The sequence below is a fragment of the Rhizomicrobium sp. genome, assembly GCA_037200045.1.
Lineage (GTDB): Bacteria > Pseudomonadota > Alphaproteobacteria > Micropepsales > Micropepsaceae > Rhizomicrobium.
This window is the reverse complement of the sequence record JBBCHM010000002.1, coordinates 716830-736256: the sequence shown is the minus strand read 5'-3', so window position 1 is coordinate 736256 and position 19427 is coordinate 716830. Positions and strand designations below refer to the sequence as shown.

19 protein-coding genes are annotated in these 19427 nt (G+C 65.6%); 9 read left to right on the top strand and 10 right to left on the bottom strand.

Annotation, left to right across the window (positions count from 1 at the left end):
- Window positions 1–2 precede the first annotated feature (2 nt).
- From WDM86_18505 to WDM86_18465, 9 genes are read right to left on the bottom strand one after another with little or no spacing between them, the layout of a single operon-like run.
- A complete protein-coding gene (locus WDM86_18505; GenBank protein MEI9992018.1) occupies window positions 3–1613 on the bottom strand; it encodes a class I adenylate-forming enzyme family protein in 1611 nt (536 codons plus the stop codon).
- Entirely contained in the window at window positions 1606–2646 is a 1041-nt protein-coding gene (locus WDM86_18500; protein MEI9992017.1) for an acyl-CoA dehydrogenase, read from the bottom strand. The genes WDM86_18505 and WDM86_18500 overlap by 8 nt, the downstream gene beginning before the upstream one ends.
- A 36-nt stretch (window positions 2647–2682) precedes the next feature.
- On the bottom strand, window positions 2683–3843 hold the full coding sequence (locus WDM86_18495) for an acyl-CoA dehydrogenase family protein (protein ID MEI9992016.1): 1161 nt from the start codon (window positions 3841–3843) through the stop codon (window positions 2683–2685).
- Window positions 3844–3853: 10 nt separating this feature from the next.
- The gene (locus WDM86_18490; GenBank protein MEI9992015.1) at window positions 3854–4603 is read right to left on the bottom strand and encodes an enoyl-CoA hydratase family protein; all 750 of its coding nucleotides are present in this window, start codon (window positions 4601–4603) and stop codon (window positions 3854–3856) included.
- A 7-nt stretch (window positions 4604–4610) separates the two neighbouring features.
- Complete coding sequence (locus WDM86_18485) at window positions 4611–5678, bottom strand: nitronate monooxygenase (GenBank protein MEI9992014.1); 1068 nt, start codon at window positions 5676–5678, stop codon at window positions 4611–4613.
- A 17-nt stretch (window positions 5679–5695) separates the two neighbouring features.
- Entirely contained in the window at window positions 5696–6583 is an 888-nt protein-coding gene (locus tag WDM86_18480) for an enoyl-CoA hydratase (protein MEI9992013.1), read from the bottom strand.
- Window positions 6580–7389, bottom strand: coding sequence for a hypothetical protein (locus WDM86_18475; GenBank protein ID MEI9992012.1), 810 nt, complete (start codon window positions 7387–7389; stop codon window positions 6580–6582). Before WDM86_18475 ends, WDM86_18480 begins: the two co-directional genes overlap by 4 nt.
- An 8-nt stretch (window positions 7390–7397) precedes the next feature.
- A complete protein-coding gene (locus WDM86_18470; protein ID MEI9992011.1) occupies window positions 7398–8273 on the bottom strand; it encodes a CoA-transferase in 876 nt (291 codons plus the stop codon).
- Window positions 8274–8282: 9 nt separating this feature from the next.
- Window positions 8283–10247 (bottom strand): FAD-dependent oxidoreductase, encoded by a 1965-nt coding sequence (locus WDM86_18465; protein ID MEI9992010.1) that lies wholly within the window; start codon window positions 10245–10247, stop codon window positions 8283–8285.
- Between the two features lie 114 nt (window positions 10248–10361).
- Here WDM86_18465 and WDM86_18460 point away from each other — a divergent pair, with 114 nt between their 5' ends.
- Window positions 10362–11288 carry a dihydrodipicolinate synthase family protein gene (locus WDM86_18460; protein ID MEI9992009.1) on the top strand — a complete coding sequence of 309 codons (927 nt, stop codon included), beginning with the start codon at window positions 10362–10364 and terminating at the stop codon, window positions 11286–11288.
- A gap of 6 nt (window positions 11289–11294) precedes the next feature.
- On the opposite strand, the gene WDM86_18455 is transcribed toward WDM86_18460, so the two are convergent.
- The gene (locus WDM86_18455) at window positions 11295–12074 is read right to left on the bottom strand and encodes a FadR/GntR family transcriptional regulator (protein ID MEI9992008.1); all 780 of its coding nucleotides are present in this window, start codon (window positions 12072–12074) and stop codon (window positions 11295–11297) included.
- 95 nt (window positions 12075–12169) lie between these two features.
- Between WDM86_18455 and WDM86_18450 the strand changes: the two genes are divergently transcribed.
- The 8 genes from WDM86_18450 to WDM86_18415 all read left to right on the top strand — a co-directional run bounded on the left by WDM86_18450 (window position 12170) and on the right by WDM86_18415 (window position 19346).
- Window positions 12170–12961: an enoyl-CoA hydratase/isomerase family protein gene (locus WDM86_18450; protein ID MEI9992007.1), complete on the top strand. Its 792-nt coding sequence runs from the start codon at window positions 12170–12172 to the stop codon at window positions 12959–12961.
- A gap of 3 nt (window positions 12962–12964) precedes the next feature.
- Complete coding sequence (locus WDM86_18445) at window positions 12965–14122, top strand: hypothetical protein (protein MEI9992006.1); 1158 nt, start codon at window positions 12965–12967, stop codon at window positions 14120–14122.
- A gap of 3 nt (window positions 14123–14125) precedes the next feature.
- Window positions 14126–14539 carry a Zn-ribbon domain-containing OB-fold protein gene (locus tag WDM86_18440; protein MEI9992005.1) on the top strand — a complete coding sequence of 138 codons (414 nt, stop codon included), beginning with the start codon at window positions 14126–14128 and terminating at the stop codon, window positions 14537–14539.
- A gap of 30 nt (window positions 14540–14569) precedes the next feature.
- Complete coding sequence (locus WDM86_18435; protein ID MEI9992004.1) at window positions 14570–15940, top strand: AMP-binding protein; 1371 nt, start codon at window positions 14570–14572, stop codon at window positions 15938–15940.
- Window positions 15941–15951: 11 nt separating this feature from the next.
- Window positions 15952–16131 carry a hypothetical protein gene (locus WDM86_18430; GenBank protein MEI9992003.1) on the top strand — a complete coding sequence of 60 codons (180 nt, stop codon included), beginning with the start codon at window positions 15952–15954 and terminating at the stop codon, window positions 16129–16131.
- Window positions 16132–16135: 4 nt separating this feature from the next.
- Window positions 16136–16915 (top strand): SDR family oxidoreductase, encoded by a 780-nt coding sequence (locus WDM86_18425; protein ID MEI9992002.1) that lies wholly within the window; start codon window positions 16136–16138, stop codon window positions 16913–16915.
- A 65-nt stretch (window positions 16916–16980) separates the two neighbouring features.
- Window positions 16981–17856, top strand: coding sequence for an SMP-30/gluconolactonase/LRE family protein (locus WDM86_18420; GenBank protein ID MEI9992001.1), 876 nt, complete (start codon window positions 16981–16983; stop codon window positions 17854–17856).
- Window positions 17853–19346, top strand: coding sequence for an FAD-dependent oxidoreductase (locus WDM86_18415; GenBank protein MEI9992000.1), 1494 nt, complete (start codon window positions 17853–17855; stop codon window positions 19344–19346). Before WDM86_18420 ends, WDM86_18415 begins: the two co-directional genes overlap by 4 nt.
- Window positions 19347–19427 lie beyond the last annotated feature (81 nt).

Here is a 19427-nt window from a genome sequence, read left to right as displayed (position 1 = left end):
ATTCAACGCTCGCCGCTCCATCTTTTGCGCGCATCTTCGCGCAGCTCAGCCTTGGCGATTTTGCCGCCGGACGAGCGTGGCAAATCGTCAAGTACCACCAGATGTTCGGGGAACCACTCCTTGCTCACGCCGCGCAGGGCAAGATGCGCCGTTATGCTTTGCAGATCGACCGTGCGGCCCGGCCGCACCAGCGCATAGATGCAGACCCGTTCTCCCAGCACCGGGTCGGGCGCGGGAACGGCGGCCACCATCGCGATATCGGGATGGGTGGCGACTTCGGCTTCGACCGCCGGCGCGCTGATGTTCTTGCCGCCCCGGATGATGAAATCGGATGTACGCCCGACAACGCGCAGATATCCTTCCTCGTCGATCTCGACGATGTCGCCCATGAGCATGTGGCCGCTTTCGGTGAACAGCTTGCGATTGGCCTCCGCGTCGTCCCAGTAGCCGATGCATGTCGCCGGGCCGCGGCAGCCCGGCTGGCCGATGCGGCTTGTCTCCGTGATGTCCGCCAGCGTGTCGGGATCGAACAGGCGCACATCCATTTCCGGGATGATCCGGCCGGCGGTGCGCAGCCGCCGGTCGCGCGTGTCGGCGGCCGTGGTGCGGCTGAGCGCGCCGGTTTCGTTGGAGCCGTAGAATTGCAGCACCGCCGCGCCGGTCACGCGTTCGAATTCGGCCGCGCGCTCGAACGGCACCGCCTCTCCGCCGGTGAACATGGCGCGCAGCGAAGACAGGTCGCGCGGGCGTTCGGCCTGTGCATTGAGCAGCATGATGAACTGGGTGCTGACGCAGCAGAGCACCGTCACGCGCTCGCGTGCGATCAGGTCGAGCGCCGCATCGGCGTCGAACCGCGCCATCAGCACGGAGGGGCAACCCAGGGCGGCAGGCGAGAAATGCGCGGTCCACAAGCCGAAGCCGAACGGGCCCGGCACGATGGGCATGAAGATCTCGTCGTCGCGGAAGCCCGCGGCCGCCGCGGCCAGCTTGTGGAAATAGAACCAGCGATTCTGCGTGTGCATCACGCATTTTGGCAGGCCGGTCGTGCCCGATGTGGAGTTGATCAGGAACAGCTCGTCGGGGCCGAGCGGCCGCTCCGCCATGCCAGACGCGGGATGCGCAAGGCATTCCTCAAGCCGAACGACGCGCGGCTTGGCGCCATGCGCGGCCAGCATCTCGATGATGGTCGCGGTCTCGCGCAAGCCGAGGCGCTGCGTCGTGAGCAAAGTCCCGGCCTGCGTCCGCTTCAGGATGTGGGCGATCTCCGCCTCTCCCGCGCGCGCGCCGATCCCGACCGCGACAAGTCCTGCCCGCTCGCAGCCGACGAAGGCGGCATGCAGTTCGGCGCCGTCGGGCAGCAGCACGGCGATGCGGGCGCCTTTCGGCAAATCGAGGCGCAGGAGACTCTGCGCGATGCGATGGGACAATTCGGCATATTCGCGCCACGTCGTTCGCCTGTCGCCGACGATAAAAGCGGGTTGAAGGGGCGCGCGCCGCGTGAGTTCGTCAATGCGCTGAGCCAGAGTCTGGTCGCCCCACCATCCGGTTGCGCGATATTTGTCCGCGGTGGCTTGCGGGAAGCCCGGGAGGGACGTGCCGTCGCCATCACGCATGTGCAATCTCTTCCGTCGTCGTGAATGTATATTCGGGGCCGAGTGCGCCCTCGCACAGTAGGCAGGCGACGCGTGCGCGATGAAACCTCGCGCTGCCCCAGGCGCCGGCGAGCGCCAATGCTCGCTTCAGATGGAAATGCACGTCGATATCCCATGAGTAGCCCATGGCACCATGAACCTGGATAGCGGCCCGCGCGGCGAACTCCGCGGCTTCCAGGGCGGCAAGCTTCGCGTGGGACACCCTTGCGCGCGAGCGAACGGTTTGCGCGCCGATCCCCGCTGCCGCGACATACGTCACCGGCCGCGCGAATTCGAGCTTCACCTGGGCATTGGCGAGAAGATGCTTGACGGCCTGGTTCGCACCGATCGGCGCGCCAAACTGGAAGCGCTGCTGCGCGTGGGCGGCGGCCATGGCGATGCAGGCCTCGGCGATTCCAAGCCCCTGAGCCGCGGCGAAAAGCGCGCCACGGTCCAGCGCCAAATCCAGAAGCGCGGCGGCGCTGGCACCGGATACAAGCGGTATTTCGATACTCGGTTCCCAGGTCGCGACGGAGAGCCGTCGGAACGGATCGGCGCTCGCGACGGGCGTTAGCTTTACGGCATCGCGCGACACGAGATAGAGCGTTCCCTCGCGGACGAGCAGCAAGGCCTGCGCGGTGTCCGCGTCGCACAGGAATGGATTTTCCGGATGGCCGAACACCACAAGGATCTGTCCGGATATCGCGCTCGCGAGCGCGTCTCGTGCTTGCTGACTGTGGGCAACGTCCGCAAGAAGGGGCAGGGCAACGCCCGCCGCTTCCACCAGCGGTTCCGGCAACAGCGCGCGACCTGCGGTCTCCGCCAGCAGCACAAAATCGGCCTCCGACAGGCCAAGGCCGCCAAGGTTTTCCGGCACGCAGGCGCCCGACAGCCCCATGTCGGTCAGGATCCTCATGCGCGTCGAATCGTGGCTCGCGCCGGATGCGAGCAGCCTGCGCAAATCGGCGCCGCTGCATTTGTCGGCGAGCATGACGCGGAGCGCCTCCGCCATCATCCGGTTCTCTTCGGCGAATCTACAGTTCACGTGGTCTCAGCCTTTCGGAAGCCCAAGCATCCGCTCCGCGATGATGTTGCGCTGGATTTCGTTGGCGCCGGCATAGATCGGTCCGGCGAGCGAGAAGAAGAAGCCGTCGAGCCAGGGTGACGCGACGGAGGGCGCATCGCCGACGGCGCTTATCTCCGCGTTCGCGCCGAGGATCGAAAGGGCGGCGCGATGCAGCGCGATGTCGAGTTCGGACCAGAATATCTTGTTGCAGCTCGCCTCAGCCCCGATCTTGTCGCCGGCCATGATGCGCGCCGCGGTGGCGTAGACCGAACAGGCATAGGCCTCGGCATCCATCCAGGCGCGCAAGACGGCGTCGTCTATGGCGGGGTCCGGCGTGTGCGATCGGCGGCGCCACAGTTCCACCAGGCGCTTCGCCGTTGCCTGAAACCGGCCGGGGCTGCGTAGCATGAGGCCGCGCTCGAAGCCCGCCGTTGCCATGCAGACCTTCCAGCCTGCGCCTTCGTCGCCCAACCGGTTCTGAGCCGGTATCCGAACATCGTCGAGGAAAATCTCGGCAAAGCCCGGCTCGCCCCCGATCTGCCGGATGGGCTGCACCCGTACGCCCGGCGCATGCAGCGGGAAGAGGATCAGGGAAAGCTCCTTGTGCCGCTGCGAGGACGGATCGGTGCGGAACAGGCCAAACGCCCAATCGGCAAAGACGGCGCGCGACGACCAGATCTTATGGCCGTTGAGGACGTAGACGTCGCCGTCGCGCGTGGCGCTGGCGCGCACGGCGGCCAGATCGCTGCCGGCCTGCGGCTCGGACCAGGCCTGCGCCCAGATCTCGTCGCCTCGCGCCATGGCGGGCAGGAACCGCGCTTTCTGCTCCGGCGTGCCGAACTCCATCATGGTCGGCGCGAGCAAAAAAATGCCGTTCTGGTTCACCCGGCCCGGTGCCTGCGCGCGATAGTATTCTTCCTCGAAGATCAGCCACTCGATGAGGTTGAGACCGCGGCCGCCATATTCCTTGGGCCACGTGACCGTGCCGAAACCGCCGGCATGCAGGCGCCGTTCCCAGCTACGATGCGCTTCGAATCCTGCCGGCGTGTCGAAGGAGGCAAGCGGTTCGGCCGGAACGTTCTCCTCCAGCCACGTGCGAGCCTCGGCGCGGAATGCCTTTTGCTCGAAGGTGTAAGTCAGGTCCATCGCATGCGCCTCAAAATTCGGCCTTGTCGCCCTTGCTGACGAAGGCGTCGCGGGATTTCTGGCTGTCCGCGTGCATGTACATTTCCAGCGTGAAGCCCTGTTCGAAGCGGTAGTCGCGGTCGACATCGCGCGCTTCGATGCCGTTGAGCGCCTGCTTGGCCAGCACCAGCGCCGTTCGGCTCTTGCCGGCGATGACCCCGCAGAAGGCCCGCGCCTCTTCGACCAGCTCAGCCTTCGGCACGATCTTCTCGATCGCGCCCAGCCGCCAGGCTTCCTGCGCCGTAATGCGGCCGCCGGTGAAGAAGGCAGCGCGGACCTTGTGCAGCGGCAGCATGCGCAACAGGTGCGAAGCACCACCCATGGCGCCGCGGTCGATTTCGGGCAGCGCGAAATGGCAATCGTCGGATGCGATGATCGTGTCGCTCGCGCCGCACAGGCCGATGCCGCTGCCCATGACGAAGCCGTGCGCGGCAACGACGACCGGAACCGGACATTCGCGCACGGCCTTGAAGCTCAGATAATTGCCGCGGTTGAGAAGCGTGATGCGCTCGGGATGCGCCTGCATCTCCTTGATATCGACCCCGGCGCAGAAGCCGCGTCCCCGGCCGTAGATCAGGACGCAGTGAATATCTTCGCGAGCCCCAAGCTCGCGGACGTGGCCGGGAAACGCGTTCCACAGCGTCGAATCGAGCGCATTGACGGGGGGATGGTCCAGGATGATCTCGGCGATGCGACCGTGAATCTCGGTGGCGATGGGCATGACGTCCTCACGCTTGTGCTGCTGCGGCTGCGTACGGCGCCAGTGCCGCGATGCATTGCCGGGCTTCTTCTGCGATGCGATCCACCAGGTCGTGGCAGGTAGGGATCTCGTCGATCAGGCCGGCGATCTGCCCGCTGGGCAGGATGCCGTTCTCGGGTTCGCCTTCGACGATGGCTTTGCGTATCAGCGTCGGCGCGGTGCCCGCCATCATCGCTTGGGCCAAGCCGAGGCCGCCGCTTCTTCTCATTTTGCGGGCGGCGCTGAACAACTTAGGCCAGCTCGCGCCTGTTTGCCGCTTCATCGCAACGGCCGCCCGCAAGCCGCGCAGCCACATGGACCAGCGCCCGGATCGGTCGATGCGAGCCAGAACGCGGTTGCGGATCATCCGCTGGGGCAGGCCGTCCAGCTTGGTCGAAACCACGATGTCGCCAGCGTCGGCTGCTAGGTAGCGCTGTTTGGTGGCCGCAGGCACGGGACTTTCCTGCGTCAGAAGGAAGCGCGTGCCCATGGCGATTCCCACCGCGCCATAGGCGAGCGCGGCCGCAAGGCCGCGGCCATCCGCGAAGCCGCCCGCCGCGACCACGGGGACGGCAACCGCATCGAGCACCTGGGGCAGCAGCACGGTTGTCGCCACGCCGCCGGTATGGCCGCCACCTTCGCCGCCTTGCACGACAAGCATGTCCACGCCGAGCTCCTCCATTTTGCGCGCATGTTTCAGCGCGCCGACGGTGGGAACGCAGAGGATGCCGGCCTTGCGGAACCGGGCGATCGCCGTGGCATCCGGCCCGCGACCGAAGCTCACCGCACGGACGCGATGGGCGATGACGATATCCACGATCGCGGCCGCCTCGGGCTGGAACATGTGAAAGTTCACGCCGAAAGGCGCTTGCGTCTTTTCGCGGACCTCCGCGATGGCGGCTTCCAGTTCGCGCGCGGTCATCACCGCGCCGGCAAGAAAGCCGAACGCGCCGGCTTCACAGGCTGCGGCCACGAGCCGGGGTGTCGCGACCCAGCCCATCGCCGTCTGGATGACGGGATAGCGGCAGCCCAGGAGGCGCGTCAGCGGTGTCGTCAAGGCATTGCCCAACCGCGTTATCCCTGCGTCTTGTTCGCCTGCGCCATGGACTTGCCGTCCAGTCCCGCCAGGCTGTCGCCGCTCACCAGGTCGTTCTGGGCGTGCGCGAAATGGTGCATGTGAAAGACGGCGTCCATCGCCGTGCGCTTGCCGCGCAATTCCTCCACGTGATTGATCGCCTGCTTGCTCAGCCACACGCCCAGGCGCGGCTGCGCGGCGAGTTTCGCCGCCATGGCGCCGACTTCGTCCTTGAGCGCGGCGCGTGGAACCACCCGGTTGACCATGCCGAATTGCGCGGCGCGTTCGGCGGACATCCGCTCGCCCAGGAGCAGGAACTCCTTGGCAATGCGCGGCGGCAGCTCGAAGGCATGCGCGAAATATTCCACGCCGGGGATTCCCATCCGCACCACCGGATCCTGGAAGAAGGCATCGTCGGACGCGACGATGAAGTCGCACACCCAGGCCAGCATGAGCGCGCCCGCGATACAGGCGCCTTGCACCATGGCGATGGTCGGCTTGGGCAGGTCGCGCCAGCGCCGGCACATGCCGAGATAGACTTCCTGCTCGCGCGTGTAGAGAAGTTCGGCGCCGGGCTTGTTGACGTGATCGTAGAGCAGGTGGCGGCGCTCGAAGCTGTGATGCAGATCGCGGCCCGGCGTGCCGATGTCATGCCCGGCGGAGAAATGCTTTCCGGCGCCGCCCAGCACGATCACCTTGATCGCGTCATCGTCCACAGCCCGCCGGAAGGCGGCGTCGAGGGCGTAGGTCATCTGCGAGTTCTGGACGTTGTGATACCGCTCGCGGTTCATCGTGATCCACGCGATCGGGCCTTCCGCGACATAGATGACCGGCGCGTCCGTTTCGTAGACGACATCGGTCTTTTTCGGTTCGATGAGATCGCTCATGCCGGCTCCTTGGTCGCGACGAACGCGCCGTCGCTGTCGTCCTTGAACACGCCGAGCCGCAACCCGAGAGGATCGAGTCTGGTGCGGATGAGATCGAGCTGGGCGGGCGTGGGTGCCGGCGTCTGCGCGAGGCCGGGCGCCTTTTCCAGCGCAAAGCCGGTTTTGTCCTGCACGTCTTCGAACGAAACGCCGGGGTGCAGCGAACGCACGCGGATCGCATGGTCGGGGCCCTCGAAATCGAGCACCGCGAGATTGCTGACGATCAGCCGCAGATCGAGCTCGGGCGGTTTTTTCCCGTCCGGCCATCGGGCGGGGTTGTAACCGGCGGCCGACACGAAATCGACTTCGCCCGCCACGAAGGCGCGCTTGTTGTGCGTCGGGAGGAAATAGCTGTTGGGATGATGCACCGAATTGCCGGGATAGCCGCGCGAACCGAGCAGCGCCGTCTTGGGCCTGGCATGATCGCCGACAACGCTGATGTTCGCCTGGCCGAAGCGGTCGATCTGCGTCGGCAGGACGAAGGCGTGGCGTTTGCCGCCCCACAGCAAATCGAAGGTGCGCGCGTAGGAGGCCCAGCCTTCGAATTTCGGCTGATAGCCGTTTCGCGGGCCGAGCGGCACCGGCTCCGACACGAAAAACGCTTCGCTGTCGGTCATCAGCAGCGCGTCGTTGAAGGTGAGCTTTGCCAGTCCCGCGGCGAGGCGCGGGATGGGTGTGATGCCGGTCGCCAGAACTTCGCCATCGTGGCGCCAGGCTTCGGCCGCGGCGCAGATGCAAAGGTCGGCGAGGGCGTAGCCGTAAGTCATGGCGGGGCTCAATAGATGGGCGCCGGCAAGGCGCCGAGATTCTCGGCGCCGCCGACGCTGGCGAGATATCGTTCGGGCTCGACGGCGATGAATCGCGCGCGATATTCCTGCCAGGCGCCGGGCGCCGCGCTTGCGGCGTATTCCTTCAGATGCGCCATGTCGATGCCGTAGTCCGGTGTGGCGACCGTGGGATGCGCGCCGAAAGGTGCCAGGATCACGCCCTGCACGACGCTGCGTTCGAACGGGTTGAAACGGGCGTTTTCGGCGATGGCGAGATCTTCGGTGCTCACCAGGCGCTCGGTGGAGATGTAGGTGCGCTCCGCCGCCCTCGCCATCAATTCGTCGAAGAACGGGTCGGGACCCAGGATCAGCGCATTTCCGTGCCGGTCCGCGCGATGCACATGGATGAGCGCCGCATCGAGCCTCAGCGCCGGCATGGCCAGCAGAAGCTCGCCGTCGGCATAGGGGCTGCGGATCGTCTTCAATTCCGGCTGGTTGGCAATGTCGGTCGCGAGGCCGCTGCGGGATGGCAGAAACGGCAGATGCATGGCCGCGGCCCTCAGGCCCCAATGCACCATGCCTTCGTCCAGTTCCAGAATCTCGAAGGCGCCGGCCTGGCGCGCGGCGCGGAAATGCGGATCGAGCGGGATGTGATCCAGCGATACGAATCCGAAAACGAGCTTCCGGATCTTGCCCTCCGCCGCCAGGATGCCCACGTCCGGACCGCCATAGGAAACGACCGTCAGGTCCTTCAGGCCGGAGCGCGCGATGGCGCGCACCAGCGTCATGGGCTTGCGGCGGGTCGCCCAGCCACCGATGCCGATCGTCATGCCGTCGCGAAGACTCGCGACGAAGGCGGACAACCCGATTTGTTTATCGATCATGCATTTCGCTCATAGGGTGTTGCCCAGCCGCGCACCGTCCAGCGAGGCATGCAGCATGCGCCGCGGCGCCAGCGCGTCGCCGATGACATGGACCGGAAGTCCAAGGTCGCGCACCGCCCTCTCGAGCGCCGCGCCGGGAAAGCGATTGTCGGCACAGACGACGGCATCGATGTCGGCAAGGTTCGTCGTCGCGCCTGTCCAGACGTTCCGAAGGCTCAGCGCCCGATTTTCGAACGCGCCCGCGCGTGTGCCGGGAACGATGGCGACGCCTCGCGCGCTCAGCGACGCCAGAAGCGCGATGCGGCTAGCCGCCTCGACTTTTTCGCCCGGTGCCGCGGATTGGGTGACCAGCGTGACGCGGCATCCCATTTCGGCCAGCCGGTTGGCGCAGATGAGCGGGGGAAGGTGCTTGCCGACGCCGCCGTCGACCACGACATGGCGGCCCGATAGGGCGGGCGTGTTCATCGCAGCCACCGGATCGGTATATCCCGGCCGGGATGCACGCACGGCGCCTGTCGCCAGCACCACGACATCCGGCGAGAGCTGCACGATCAGCGCGGCATCCGCTTCAGTGTTCAGCCGAAGGTTGACGCCGCGCCGGCCGAGCATCGTGGTGGCATAGCGCAGATAGGCTGCGTAATCCGCCTGTTCGGTGCTTCGCGCCAGAAGCGCGGTCAGCCCGCCGATCTCGCCGTCGCGTTCGACGAGTTCGACAGGGTGTCCCCGTTCGGCGGCGGTCAACGCGCATTGGATACCGGCGGGGCCCGCGCCGATCACCAGCACGCGCAGCGCTTTTTCGGCCGCCTTCGGCATGCCGAGTACCTCCCAGCCGATCGACGGATTGGTGGGGCACGCCACCATCTGTCCGGTGTGGCATTCATTGCAGGCGATGCACGGGGTCGGAAGCTCGTCGGACTTCTGGAAATGCTTGGCGGCCAGGCGCGGCTCGGCGATCAGCCCGCGCACGATGCCGACAACGTCGGCTGCTTCGGACCGCACGATGTCTTCGGCAATGGCGAGATCGACGATACGGCCGGTGACGATGACCGGAACGGCAACGGCGCGCCGGACGGCGGCGGCTGCGGCGACGTTCGGCGGCGACCTCACGAAGCCAGGTGCGACATAGGGCAGGTTCTTCCCGCCCAGAAGGCCGGCATAGGTCCCGGCGGAAATGCTGATATAGGCGGCGCCCGATTGCGTCGCGCGCGTCGCGACATGGACGATATCTTCGAGGCTGAGGCCGCCCTCGGCATTGTCGGGCCCTGTCAATCGCAGGCCGACGGGGCAGGCGTCGTCGATGGCGTCGCGGACCGCGGCCAGGATCTCCAGAACGAGCCGGAGCCGGTTCTCCAGCGTGCCGCCATAGATGTCGTCGCGCTGGTTGAAGAGCGGCGACAGAAATTCGTGCAGCAGGTATCCGTGCGCGGCATGTAGTTCCAGCCCGTCGCAGCGCGCCTCCAGCGCCCGCCGCGCTCCCAAGGCATAGGCCTGAGTCAGATCGGCGATATCCTTGCGGGTGAGGGCGCGCGGAACATTGCCCTCGAGTTCGTCGGCAACCGCCGACGGTCCGACGGCCGGCTGATAGTTGTCGGCATGGCGGGCAGCGCCCGGATGATAGAGCTGGCCGATCGACTTGGCGCCATGGCGATGAACGGCGTCGCTCCACACGCGGTAGGTGCCGATCTGGCCGTCATAGAAAGTGCGGCCCTCGGCCGTGCGGGGGTGTGGTGGGACGGCGTCGGGCTCGGCGGCAAAGGGCGGCGCTGTCCGCCCCGGTCCGAAGGGAAACGGCGAAATCCCCAGCGCCCCGACGTTGAAGCCGAAGAGACCGACCCCACCCGCCGCCCGGGCCTCCAGATAGCCTAGGTAGCGTGCCTGCGGCAGGCGCGGCCCGTGCGTCGCCATCATGATCCGGTTGGGGGCGGTCATCGCCCCGATGCGGATCGGAGAATTGAGAAGTGAGGTCGTGGTCATGTGCCGGCTCCGGCAAAAGCACTAGCATTCTGTCTGACAGTCGGTCAAAATGATTGTGCACGGGAGGACACAAATCCCGGAATTCCGCAGAAAAGAGCCAGAGAGGGAAATCGGATGTCGAACACCACCGCGCGACCGCCTGCCGCTTTCGTGATTTCCATCACGCCGTTCGACCGGGACGGCCATATCGATGAAGCCGGCTTCCGCGGGCATCTGCGCCGGTTGGCCGCCGCCGGAATCGGCGTCTATATCGGTGGGAGCGGCAGCGGCGAGGGCTACACGTTGACCCCGGCGGAGACCCGCCGCCTATTGGACATCGGCGTGGAGGAATTGAAGGGCAAGGTGCCCGTGCGCGCGATGGGCGTGGAGCCCCGCACGCCCCGTCAGATGGTGGAATTCCTGGCGCTCTGCAAAGCCGCCGGCGTCGATGCCGCGCAAATCTATTCGCTCGACGTGGGCCACGGCCACCCGCCTTTGCAGGAGGAGGTCGCCAGCTATCTGACCGAAGCGCTGGAATCGACCGATCTTCCCGTCGTGATCTCCACCCACCAGTCGGTCGGCTACCGCGTGCCGGTGGAAACCATTTCGCGTCTGCTCGAGACCTATCCGCACATCATCGAGGTCAATTGCAGCCATCAGGATCTGCGCTATCTCGCCGACATCGTCGACGCTACGCGCGGGCGCGTGGGCGTTTTTGTCGGCGGGCCGGTTCAGGCCTTGGTCGGCTGGGCGCTCGGCGGGCAGGGCTATCTGTGCTCGGAAGGCAATCTGGCGCCGCATCTGTGCATGTCGCTGGTCCGCGCCTATGCCGCCAACGATTTGGAGGGCGTCATGCGCGCCTACGGAAAGATCGTGCGGCTGCACGGACTCATCTATGCCAATGGCGGGATCCGGGCGACCAAGGGCGCGCTCATAGATCTCGGCCTGCCCGGCGGCTATCCGCGCAAACCGCGCGCCGAGCTTCCGGCGGCGCAGCAGAAACAAGTGCGCGCCGCGATCGACGCGCTCGATATCGCGACGCTGGAAGGCTGGCGGGGCTGAGCCGGATCAGACGTTGACCATCTCGAGCGGCGTATCGAAATCCAGCCCGGTCAATTCGTAGCCACGGCGGAAATCGTCCATATGCCGGTGCATCCATTTGCCCGCGCCTTCGGGATCGCGCTTCTTGAGGAAGTCGAAAATATGCCGATGCGCGTCGAGCACGCGGCGATAGGTCTTCAGGCGCGGAAGTATGAGACGTCCGGCCGGAATGAACAGGGTGGTGACAGGCTCATGCGCCAGGATCAGGACGCGATTGCCGGTCGCGTTGACCAGCAATTCGTGAAATTTCCGGTCCAGGTCCACGAACCCGTCCGGCTTGTCTTCCAGCCCGGTTTCCAGACGCTCGACGCTCTCCTCCATCTCGGCGATGTTGGCCGAAAGCTTCGCAATGTCGGCCTCGGTGATGTTTCGCGCCGCGAATTCCGCCGTCGACGGCTCGATGACCATCGAGGCCTCCCACAATTCGCGAAAGGTAACGGCATGCAGGATCAGCGCGCGGCTCGCGGCCGAGGCCAGGTCGCGATAGCGCGGCGCGGCGATCCGGGGGCGCTTTCCGCCCTTGCGCTCCACCAACCCGCTTTTCTCAAGAAGGCGGATGCCCTCGCGCACCGTGGAGCGGTTAACCTTGAAACGCTCGGCCAACTGCAATTCCGCCGGCAACGGATCGCCGATCTTCAGGCGCCCCGCCAGGATCTCGCGTTCGATGGCGTCATGAACCAAGCGATAGGTCGGCGCCCGTTCCAGTGGCACCAGCCCACTTTCCTGCTTGGTCTCGATTACTGCCATGAGCGGAATCTCTCAGATTTCCCTTGATGGATATCCCCTGCGCTGCTTACAATGCAACTGTCGGACAAACGGACAATACGGCAGCGGATGAGCTGGTGAGCACGGAAAACGAAGTCCTTATCTCTTTTGCACCAGGCCGTGCCCGGGTCACCCTGAACAGACCTTCCAAGCTGAATCCTCTTGATTGGGCAACTATTGGGAAGTTGCGTGCCGCAGTTTCGGAAATCGAGGCGCGGAACGACATTGGCGTCGTCGTGATCACGGGAAGTGGCCGAAGCTTTTCGGCGGGCGGAGATCTGGAAGGCTATTTGGGACTCTACAAATCCCCAGAACGTTTCCAAGACTTCCTGTCGAAATTCCACGATCTTCTCGACACGATCGAGGCTTCGCCAAAGATCTACATTGCCGCCATCAATGGTGTGTGTGTCGCCGGCGGCCTTGAACTCTTGCTCGCCTGCGATCTGGCCGTGGCGGCCGACACGGCTTCCATCGGCGACGGACATCTCAATTTCGGCCAATTGCCCGGCGCCGGCGGATCGCAGCGCCTGCCGCGCGCGGTCGGCTTGCAGATGGCCAAATATCTCATGCTGACGGGCGAATTGCTGCCGGCGGCGGAAGCCCATCGCATCGGCCTGCTGTGCCGCGTATTTCCAGCGGCCGAACTCGACGGCGGCGTGGATGCGCTGGTGGACGGGTTGCTTGAAAAGAGCCGCACGGGCATGGCGACCGCGAAACGGCTCGCCAATCTGACGCTGAAGACGGATCAGGCATCGGGACTGAAGCAGGAGATCAGGATCGTCCATGATTATGCGACGACGCATCCCGACGCGGCCGAAGGTCTGATCGCCTTCAAGGAAAAACGCAAACCGGATTACGACAAGGGTTGAGCCATGTGGAGCCTACGCGACAAATACGCGATCGCAGGAATCGGCTGGACGGATTTCTCCAAGAAGTCGGGACGCACCGTCCGCAGCCTGGCGTCCGAAGCGTGCCTGAAGGCGATCGCCGACGCCGGCCTTGAAGCGGCCGACATCGACGGCGTCATCAGCTTCCACTTCAACGATTCCGCGCCGGCGATGGCGGTTGCCACCGAACTCGGCCTCGATAATGCCGGCTATGCCGTCGACTATCTGAGCGGCGGCAACGCCGCCAATCTCATCACCCTGGCCGCGACGGCGGCGATCGAAGCCGGACTTGCCCGCAACGTGCTGTGCTTTCGCGCGATGAACGGACGTTCCGGCTTCCGGCTGGGCGGTGGTCGCGATCTTTCCGCGCATGGAATCACGCAATACACCGCGCCCTTCGGCTGGATCACCTATCCGCAGGCCATGGCGATGTGGTGCCGCCGGCACATCATCAAATATGGCACGGCGCCCGAACAGCTCGGCGAGATCGCGGTCACTTTTCGGGAAAACGCAACGCGCAATCCGCGCGCCATGCAGCGCCAACCGATCACCATGGCCGACTATCTCGACTCGCGCATGATCGTCGAGCCGTTCCGCATGCTCGATATCTGCCTGGAAACCGACGGCGCCTGCGCCGTGCTGATCACCGGCACGGAACGCGCGCGCGACATGAAGAAGAAGCCGGTCTACATCATGGGCGGTGCCTATGGCGGCGGGCCGGACCAGGGCGAGGATCTGTTCGATGCGATCCGCTGGCCCGATCAATCCCACAACTTCGCCAAATACATCGCCGACGATCTGTGGCGCAGCGCCGGCGTCACGCAGCGCGACGTCGATTTCGCCGAGATCTACGACTGTTTCACCTACAGCGTGATCATGGCGCTGGAAGGCCTCGGCTTCTGCAAGGAAGGCGAAGGCGGCGCCTATGTGCAGGGCGGCCGCATCGCGCGCGGCGGCGAGCTTCCGCTCAACACCGCCGGCGGATTGCTGTCGGAAGGCTATATTCACGGTCTGAACCACGTCATCGAGGCGGTGCAGCAATTGCGCGGCGAGGCTGGGCCTCGCCAGGTGCCCGATGCCAGGATCGGCCTTACCACCGCCGGCGCGATGACCTGCGGCAGCGCGATGATTTTGCGGAATTGATCCATGACATATGCCAAGCCGTTGCCGGTCCCCGATCCCGAGAGCGCGCCCTTCTGGGAAGGGACGCGACGACACAAATTGCTGATCCAGCAATGCGGCAATTGCGGCCGCAATCGCTTTCCCCCCACGACGTTCTGCTCGCATTGCCGTTCGGACGCCGTACGCTGGCTGGAAGCGTCCGGGCGTGGCAAGGTTTTCAGCTGGATCGTCGTGCGCCACCCGGTGCCGAAAGATGTCTATGCGTCCGACGTGCCGTATGTCGTCGCGATCATCGAGCTGGATGAAGGCGTGCGGATCGTATCGAACATCGTCGAGTGCGATCCGTCGGACGTTCGGGCGGAGACGCCGGTACGCGTGATATTCCGCGACGTGACGGACAGCGTGACGCTCCCGCTCTTCGTGCCGGCATCTTCCTAGGTCGACGGTGAGGACAGCGTGCGCACGGGCATGAAAAATCCATATGAGGATTCGCCGTATCTGGCCAGGCTCGCCGCGCTGTCGCGCGACGAGCTTGAAGGCCTTCAATTGGTGAAGGTGCGCCGCCAGGTCGCGCGCCTTTACGATTCGAGCGCCTATTACCGACAGAAGATGCAGTCCGTCGGGCTGCGTCCGGACGATATCGAAACGCTCGAAGCGTTTGCGCAGCGCTTTCCGACATCGTCGAAGGCCGATTTCCTGGCCGACCAGCAGGCCGCGCCGCCTTTCGGCACGCGGCTCGGCATTCCGCGCACGGATGTTGCCCTCGTCAATCTGACGGGCGGCACTTCCGGGCAGGGGCAGGAGATTTATGGCCGCAGCCAGCGCGACGTGCACATGCTGGGCTATCTGCATGCGCTCGCCTGGCACCTGGCGGGTCTGCGCCGGGGCGACACCGTGCTGAACTGCGTGCCGGCCGGCGGGATGACCACGGGCGGCTGGGGGCCGGGCGAAGGGCTGCGCATCATCGGGGCGACCGGCTTTCATCCCGGCGGCAATATGTCGACCGATGCCAAGATCGATCTGATGCTGCGGCTGGGCGGTCTGAATTTCATCTACGCGTCCACCAACTATCTTCACACCCTGACCGACGCGCTGCTGCGCCGTGGCATTGTCCCGCGCGAGGCGTTTCCGGACATGCATGGCCTGTTCATCGCGGCGGAAGGTTACCCGGTCGAGTGGGCGCAGAAGATCGAAGAACATTGGGGCTGCGGTCTGCAGGAAGGCTATGGCAGCACGCAATGCGCCGGGTTCTCCGCATCGACGCTCGATCGCGGCGCCGTCACGCGCGGCGGTGCCCGCGGATTGATGCGGATGTTCGAATGGGAAACCCTGACCGAGGTCGTCGATCCGCAGACCATGCGTCCCGTCGCGTCCGGCGAGGCCGGCGAGATGGTCGTCACCAATCTGTCGATCGAAGGCACGCCGGTCATCCGCTTCCGGACCGGCGATGCGGCACGCTTTGTTTCTTACCGCGATGCCGGCGGCGGGCTCTGCTGGAACGCCATCGAATGCGGCACGATCGGCCGCTTCGACGACATGTTGAAGATCCGCGGAAACAACGTGTGGCCGAGCGCGGTCGACGCCGCGGTTTTCGCGTTTCCCGAGGTTGTCGAATATGCCGGCCGCGTGTTCACGACCCCGGACGGCAAGACCGATGTCGAGGTGCTCATCGCTTTCGCCGCGGGCGGCGCGGAACGGCTCGAGGAGATTCGCGCCGCGATCAAGCAGCGCACCAATGTGTGGATGACCCTGCGCGAAGTGGCGCGCTCGGAACTGCCGGAATTCGCTTATAAGGCGAGGCGCTGGAGCGACGAACGCCAGCAGGGCTACAAATTGTAAGGAGTACGCGCATGGTGCACGCGCAACAAAAGAGCGCCGATGACCTGACGATTTTGCGCGCCATGCTGGAAAAGGCCGAGCATCTGTGCCGATGCGACGACGGCCTGCTTGCCGGCCAGTACGAACATCTGCGCGAGCGCATTCGCGCGCTCATCGAGCTTCATATGCCGCTCGACTTGAAGAAGGACTAGGCCGATGTCCGAGACCTCGATCCTCGACAGTTTCCGGCTCGACGGTCGGGTTGCCGTCGTGACGGGTGCCGGCGGCGGTATCGGCTCGGCCGCCGCGCGCGCCTTTGCCCAGGCCGGCGCCGACGTGGCGCTCGTAGCCCGCGACCGCGCAAAATTGGAACGCGCTGCGCAAGCCGTGACGGGCGCAGGCCGGCGCGCCGTTATCGTGGAAGCCGATGTGACCGACGAGGCGGCCGTGAACCTGGTCGCGGAGAAGGTGCAGGCGGGGTTCGGCCGGGCCGACATTCTCTTCAACAATGCCGGCGTCACCGCGCCGAAGCTGATGACCGAACTTTCGGTGGAGGAATGGCGCCGCATCGTCGATGTCAACGTGACCGGCGCGTTCCTGTGCGCGCGCGCCTTCGTGCCGGTGATGGCCCGGAACAAGTATGGCCGCGTCATCAATATGGGCTCGGTTCTGTCCGGCCGCGGCATGGCCAACCGCACGCCCTATTGCGCGAGCAAGGCGGCGCTGGCGAATTTTGGCGCCTCCCTGGCCTTCGAGGTGGCCGGGGACGGCATCACGGTCAACACGCTGGGGGCGACGGTCATCGTGACCGACCTCAACCGCGATCTGATCCGGCTGCAGCCCGACTTGTATGACGGTATCAAGCGCCGGATCGCCGTCGGCCGGTTGGGCGAAGTGGGCGACCTTTTGGGGGCGCTGGTGTTCCTGGCCTCGCCCGCCTCGGCCTTTATGACCGGCCAGACGCTATATGTAGATGGTGGCTATACCGCCGGCTAAGGCGGATTGACCAACTGTCCGACAGTTTATAGCCTCCTTCAAAACAAGCACAGGGAGGAACAGCTATGACGGGCAAGACTGGGCTTCGCACACTCGCCGACGGGATCAGCTTTCCGGAAGGGCCGCGCTGGCGCCATGGCGCGCTGTGGTTCTCCGACATTCACGGCCATGCCGTGATGCATCTCACTGCGGACGGCAAACTCAGCAAGGTCGTCGGGATCGACGACCGGCCGTCCGGACTGGGCTTTCTCGCCGACGGTACGCTGCTGATTTCCGCGATGCTTGACCGCAAGCTCCTGGCGTTCAAGGACGGCAAGCTGTGGACCCATGCCGATCTTTCGCCGCACTGCGCGTCGTTCATCAACGACATGGTGGTGGACAAAGAAGGGCGCGCCTATGTCGGCGGCCGCAACGGCGGAGCCACGGGTTCGGCGACGGATAATGTCATTCTTGCGATGCCGGACGGCACCTGCCGGGTCGTGGCCGAAGACATGGTCGCGCCGAACGGTTCGGCGGTCACGCCGGATGGCGAGCACCTGATCGTCGCGGAAGCGCGCATCGGCCGCCTCACGCGCTTTCGCATCAAGTCCGACGGCTCCTTGACGAACCGCGAAACGATGGCGGAACGACCGGGCTTTGTCATCGACGGCATCTGCCTCGACGCCGAAGGCGCGGTATGGTGCGGCGGCGGCAATGTCGGCGCCTATCGCCTGGGCGCGGATGGAAGACTGCTCGACGAGATTCCCAATCCGGGGCGCGATACGCTGGCGCCCGCGCTCGGCGGCCCCAACGGGACGACGCTGTATCTCGCGACCACCGGCTTCGAACTGATCGACAATCTGCGGTACATCGGTTCGGACCGCCGCAAGGACGCCGAAGTTAATTCAAGCGGCCAGATCGACATCGTCGAAGTTTCCGTGCCGGGTGTCGAAGCGCCATGAGCGGCGCGGGCGATATCGCCGACGTCGTGATTGTCGGCAGCGGCGTGGCGGGGCTTTGCGCCGCGCGCCGCGCACAGCAGCTCGGGCTCCGCGCCATCGTGCTCGAGCGCCACGACAGCGCGCCGGGTTTTGGCAATGGACGCATTTCCGGTGGGTGGTTTCACGCCGCGATGTGGGATCCCAAGATCCGCACGCCTGACGAACTCTACAACAAGGTGATGGACGAAACCGGCGGGCACGCGCGCGCCGATGTCGTGCGCGCCTGGGCGAACAATGTGCGCCGGGCCTATCGTTTCCTGGCCGAGGAAGGCGCGCCGTTCGGCGTGCTCAATCCGGCCGAGGAGGCGATGCAGAACGTGCTGCTGCCCCAACGCGACTCCACCGTCGGGCGGGGCTGGCGCGACAAGGGGCCGGACATCCTGCTTTCGAAGATGCATGCCGCCTTCGTCGCCGCGGGCGGGGATCATCGCATCGGCCATCGCGCGGTGGCGGCCGAGCGGATCGACGGCGGCTATGCGGTGCGCGTGCGCACCGCGACATCCGACAGCTTTGTCCGCGGCCGCAATCTTCTGCTTTGCGATGGCGGCTTTCAGGGCAATCCCGAACTCGTCGCGAAATACATCACGCCGCACTACAAGCTGCGCGGATCGCCCAACGATACCGGCGATGCGCTGCGCATCGGCCTTTCGCTGGGCGCGAAATGCGTGAACATGGAGTGGTTCTACGGCTATGCGCTGTCGCGCGACGCGCTGACCGACGACCGGCTGTGGCCGCTGCCCGCGCCGGGCGCTCTGATCTATACCGGCCTGCTCGTCGACGGCCATGGCGAACGCTTCGTCGACGAAAGCGCGAAGGGCGAACGCGTCGCCAACGCGATCGCGCGGAGCCGCACGCCCGACAATTGCTGGGCGATCTTCGATTCGAGCATGTGGGAGCGCGAAGGCCGCTATGGCGATGTCCCCGCCAACCCGTTGTTCGTCGAACTGGCGGCGACGCTGTTAGAGGCCGGCACGATCGGCGAGCTGGCGGAGAAGGCCGGTCTTCCGCGCGACGCCGTCGTGCGCAATGTCGAAGCCGTGAACGCCTATTGGGCGAGCGCGGCCGGCCCCGCCGCACGTGCCTCGCTCTATGAGGTCACCGGCGTTCCGGGAGAGGAGGTCTTCGAAGGTCCGGCGCGCAAGAACGACGGCGCGGCTTCGGGCGCGGCGCTCCTCGCCCCGCCCCGCAGTCCGGGCGGCCGTGCCCTCAGTGTCCCGCCCTATTTCGCCATGCCCGTCATAGCCGGGATCACGTTTGCGATGGGCGGCCTGGCGGTGACCCCGGACGCCCAGATTGTCGACATGACGGACCGTCCGATCCCAGGCCTCTATGCGGCGGGCGGCGCGATGGGCGGCCTCCAGGGCGGGCCGCGTCTTGGCGTGGCCGGCGGTTGGTCGGAGGCGTCGACCTTCGGGATCCTCGCCGCGGAACGGATAGCGGCAGAAAAGTAACGGCTGGCGTCTTTCTGAGGCGGGCCGACACTCGCGTCTAGACGGAATTGTCCGACAGACCTACAGTATGACCAAATTCAG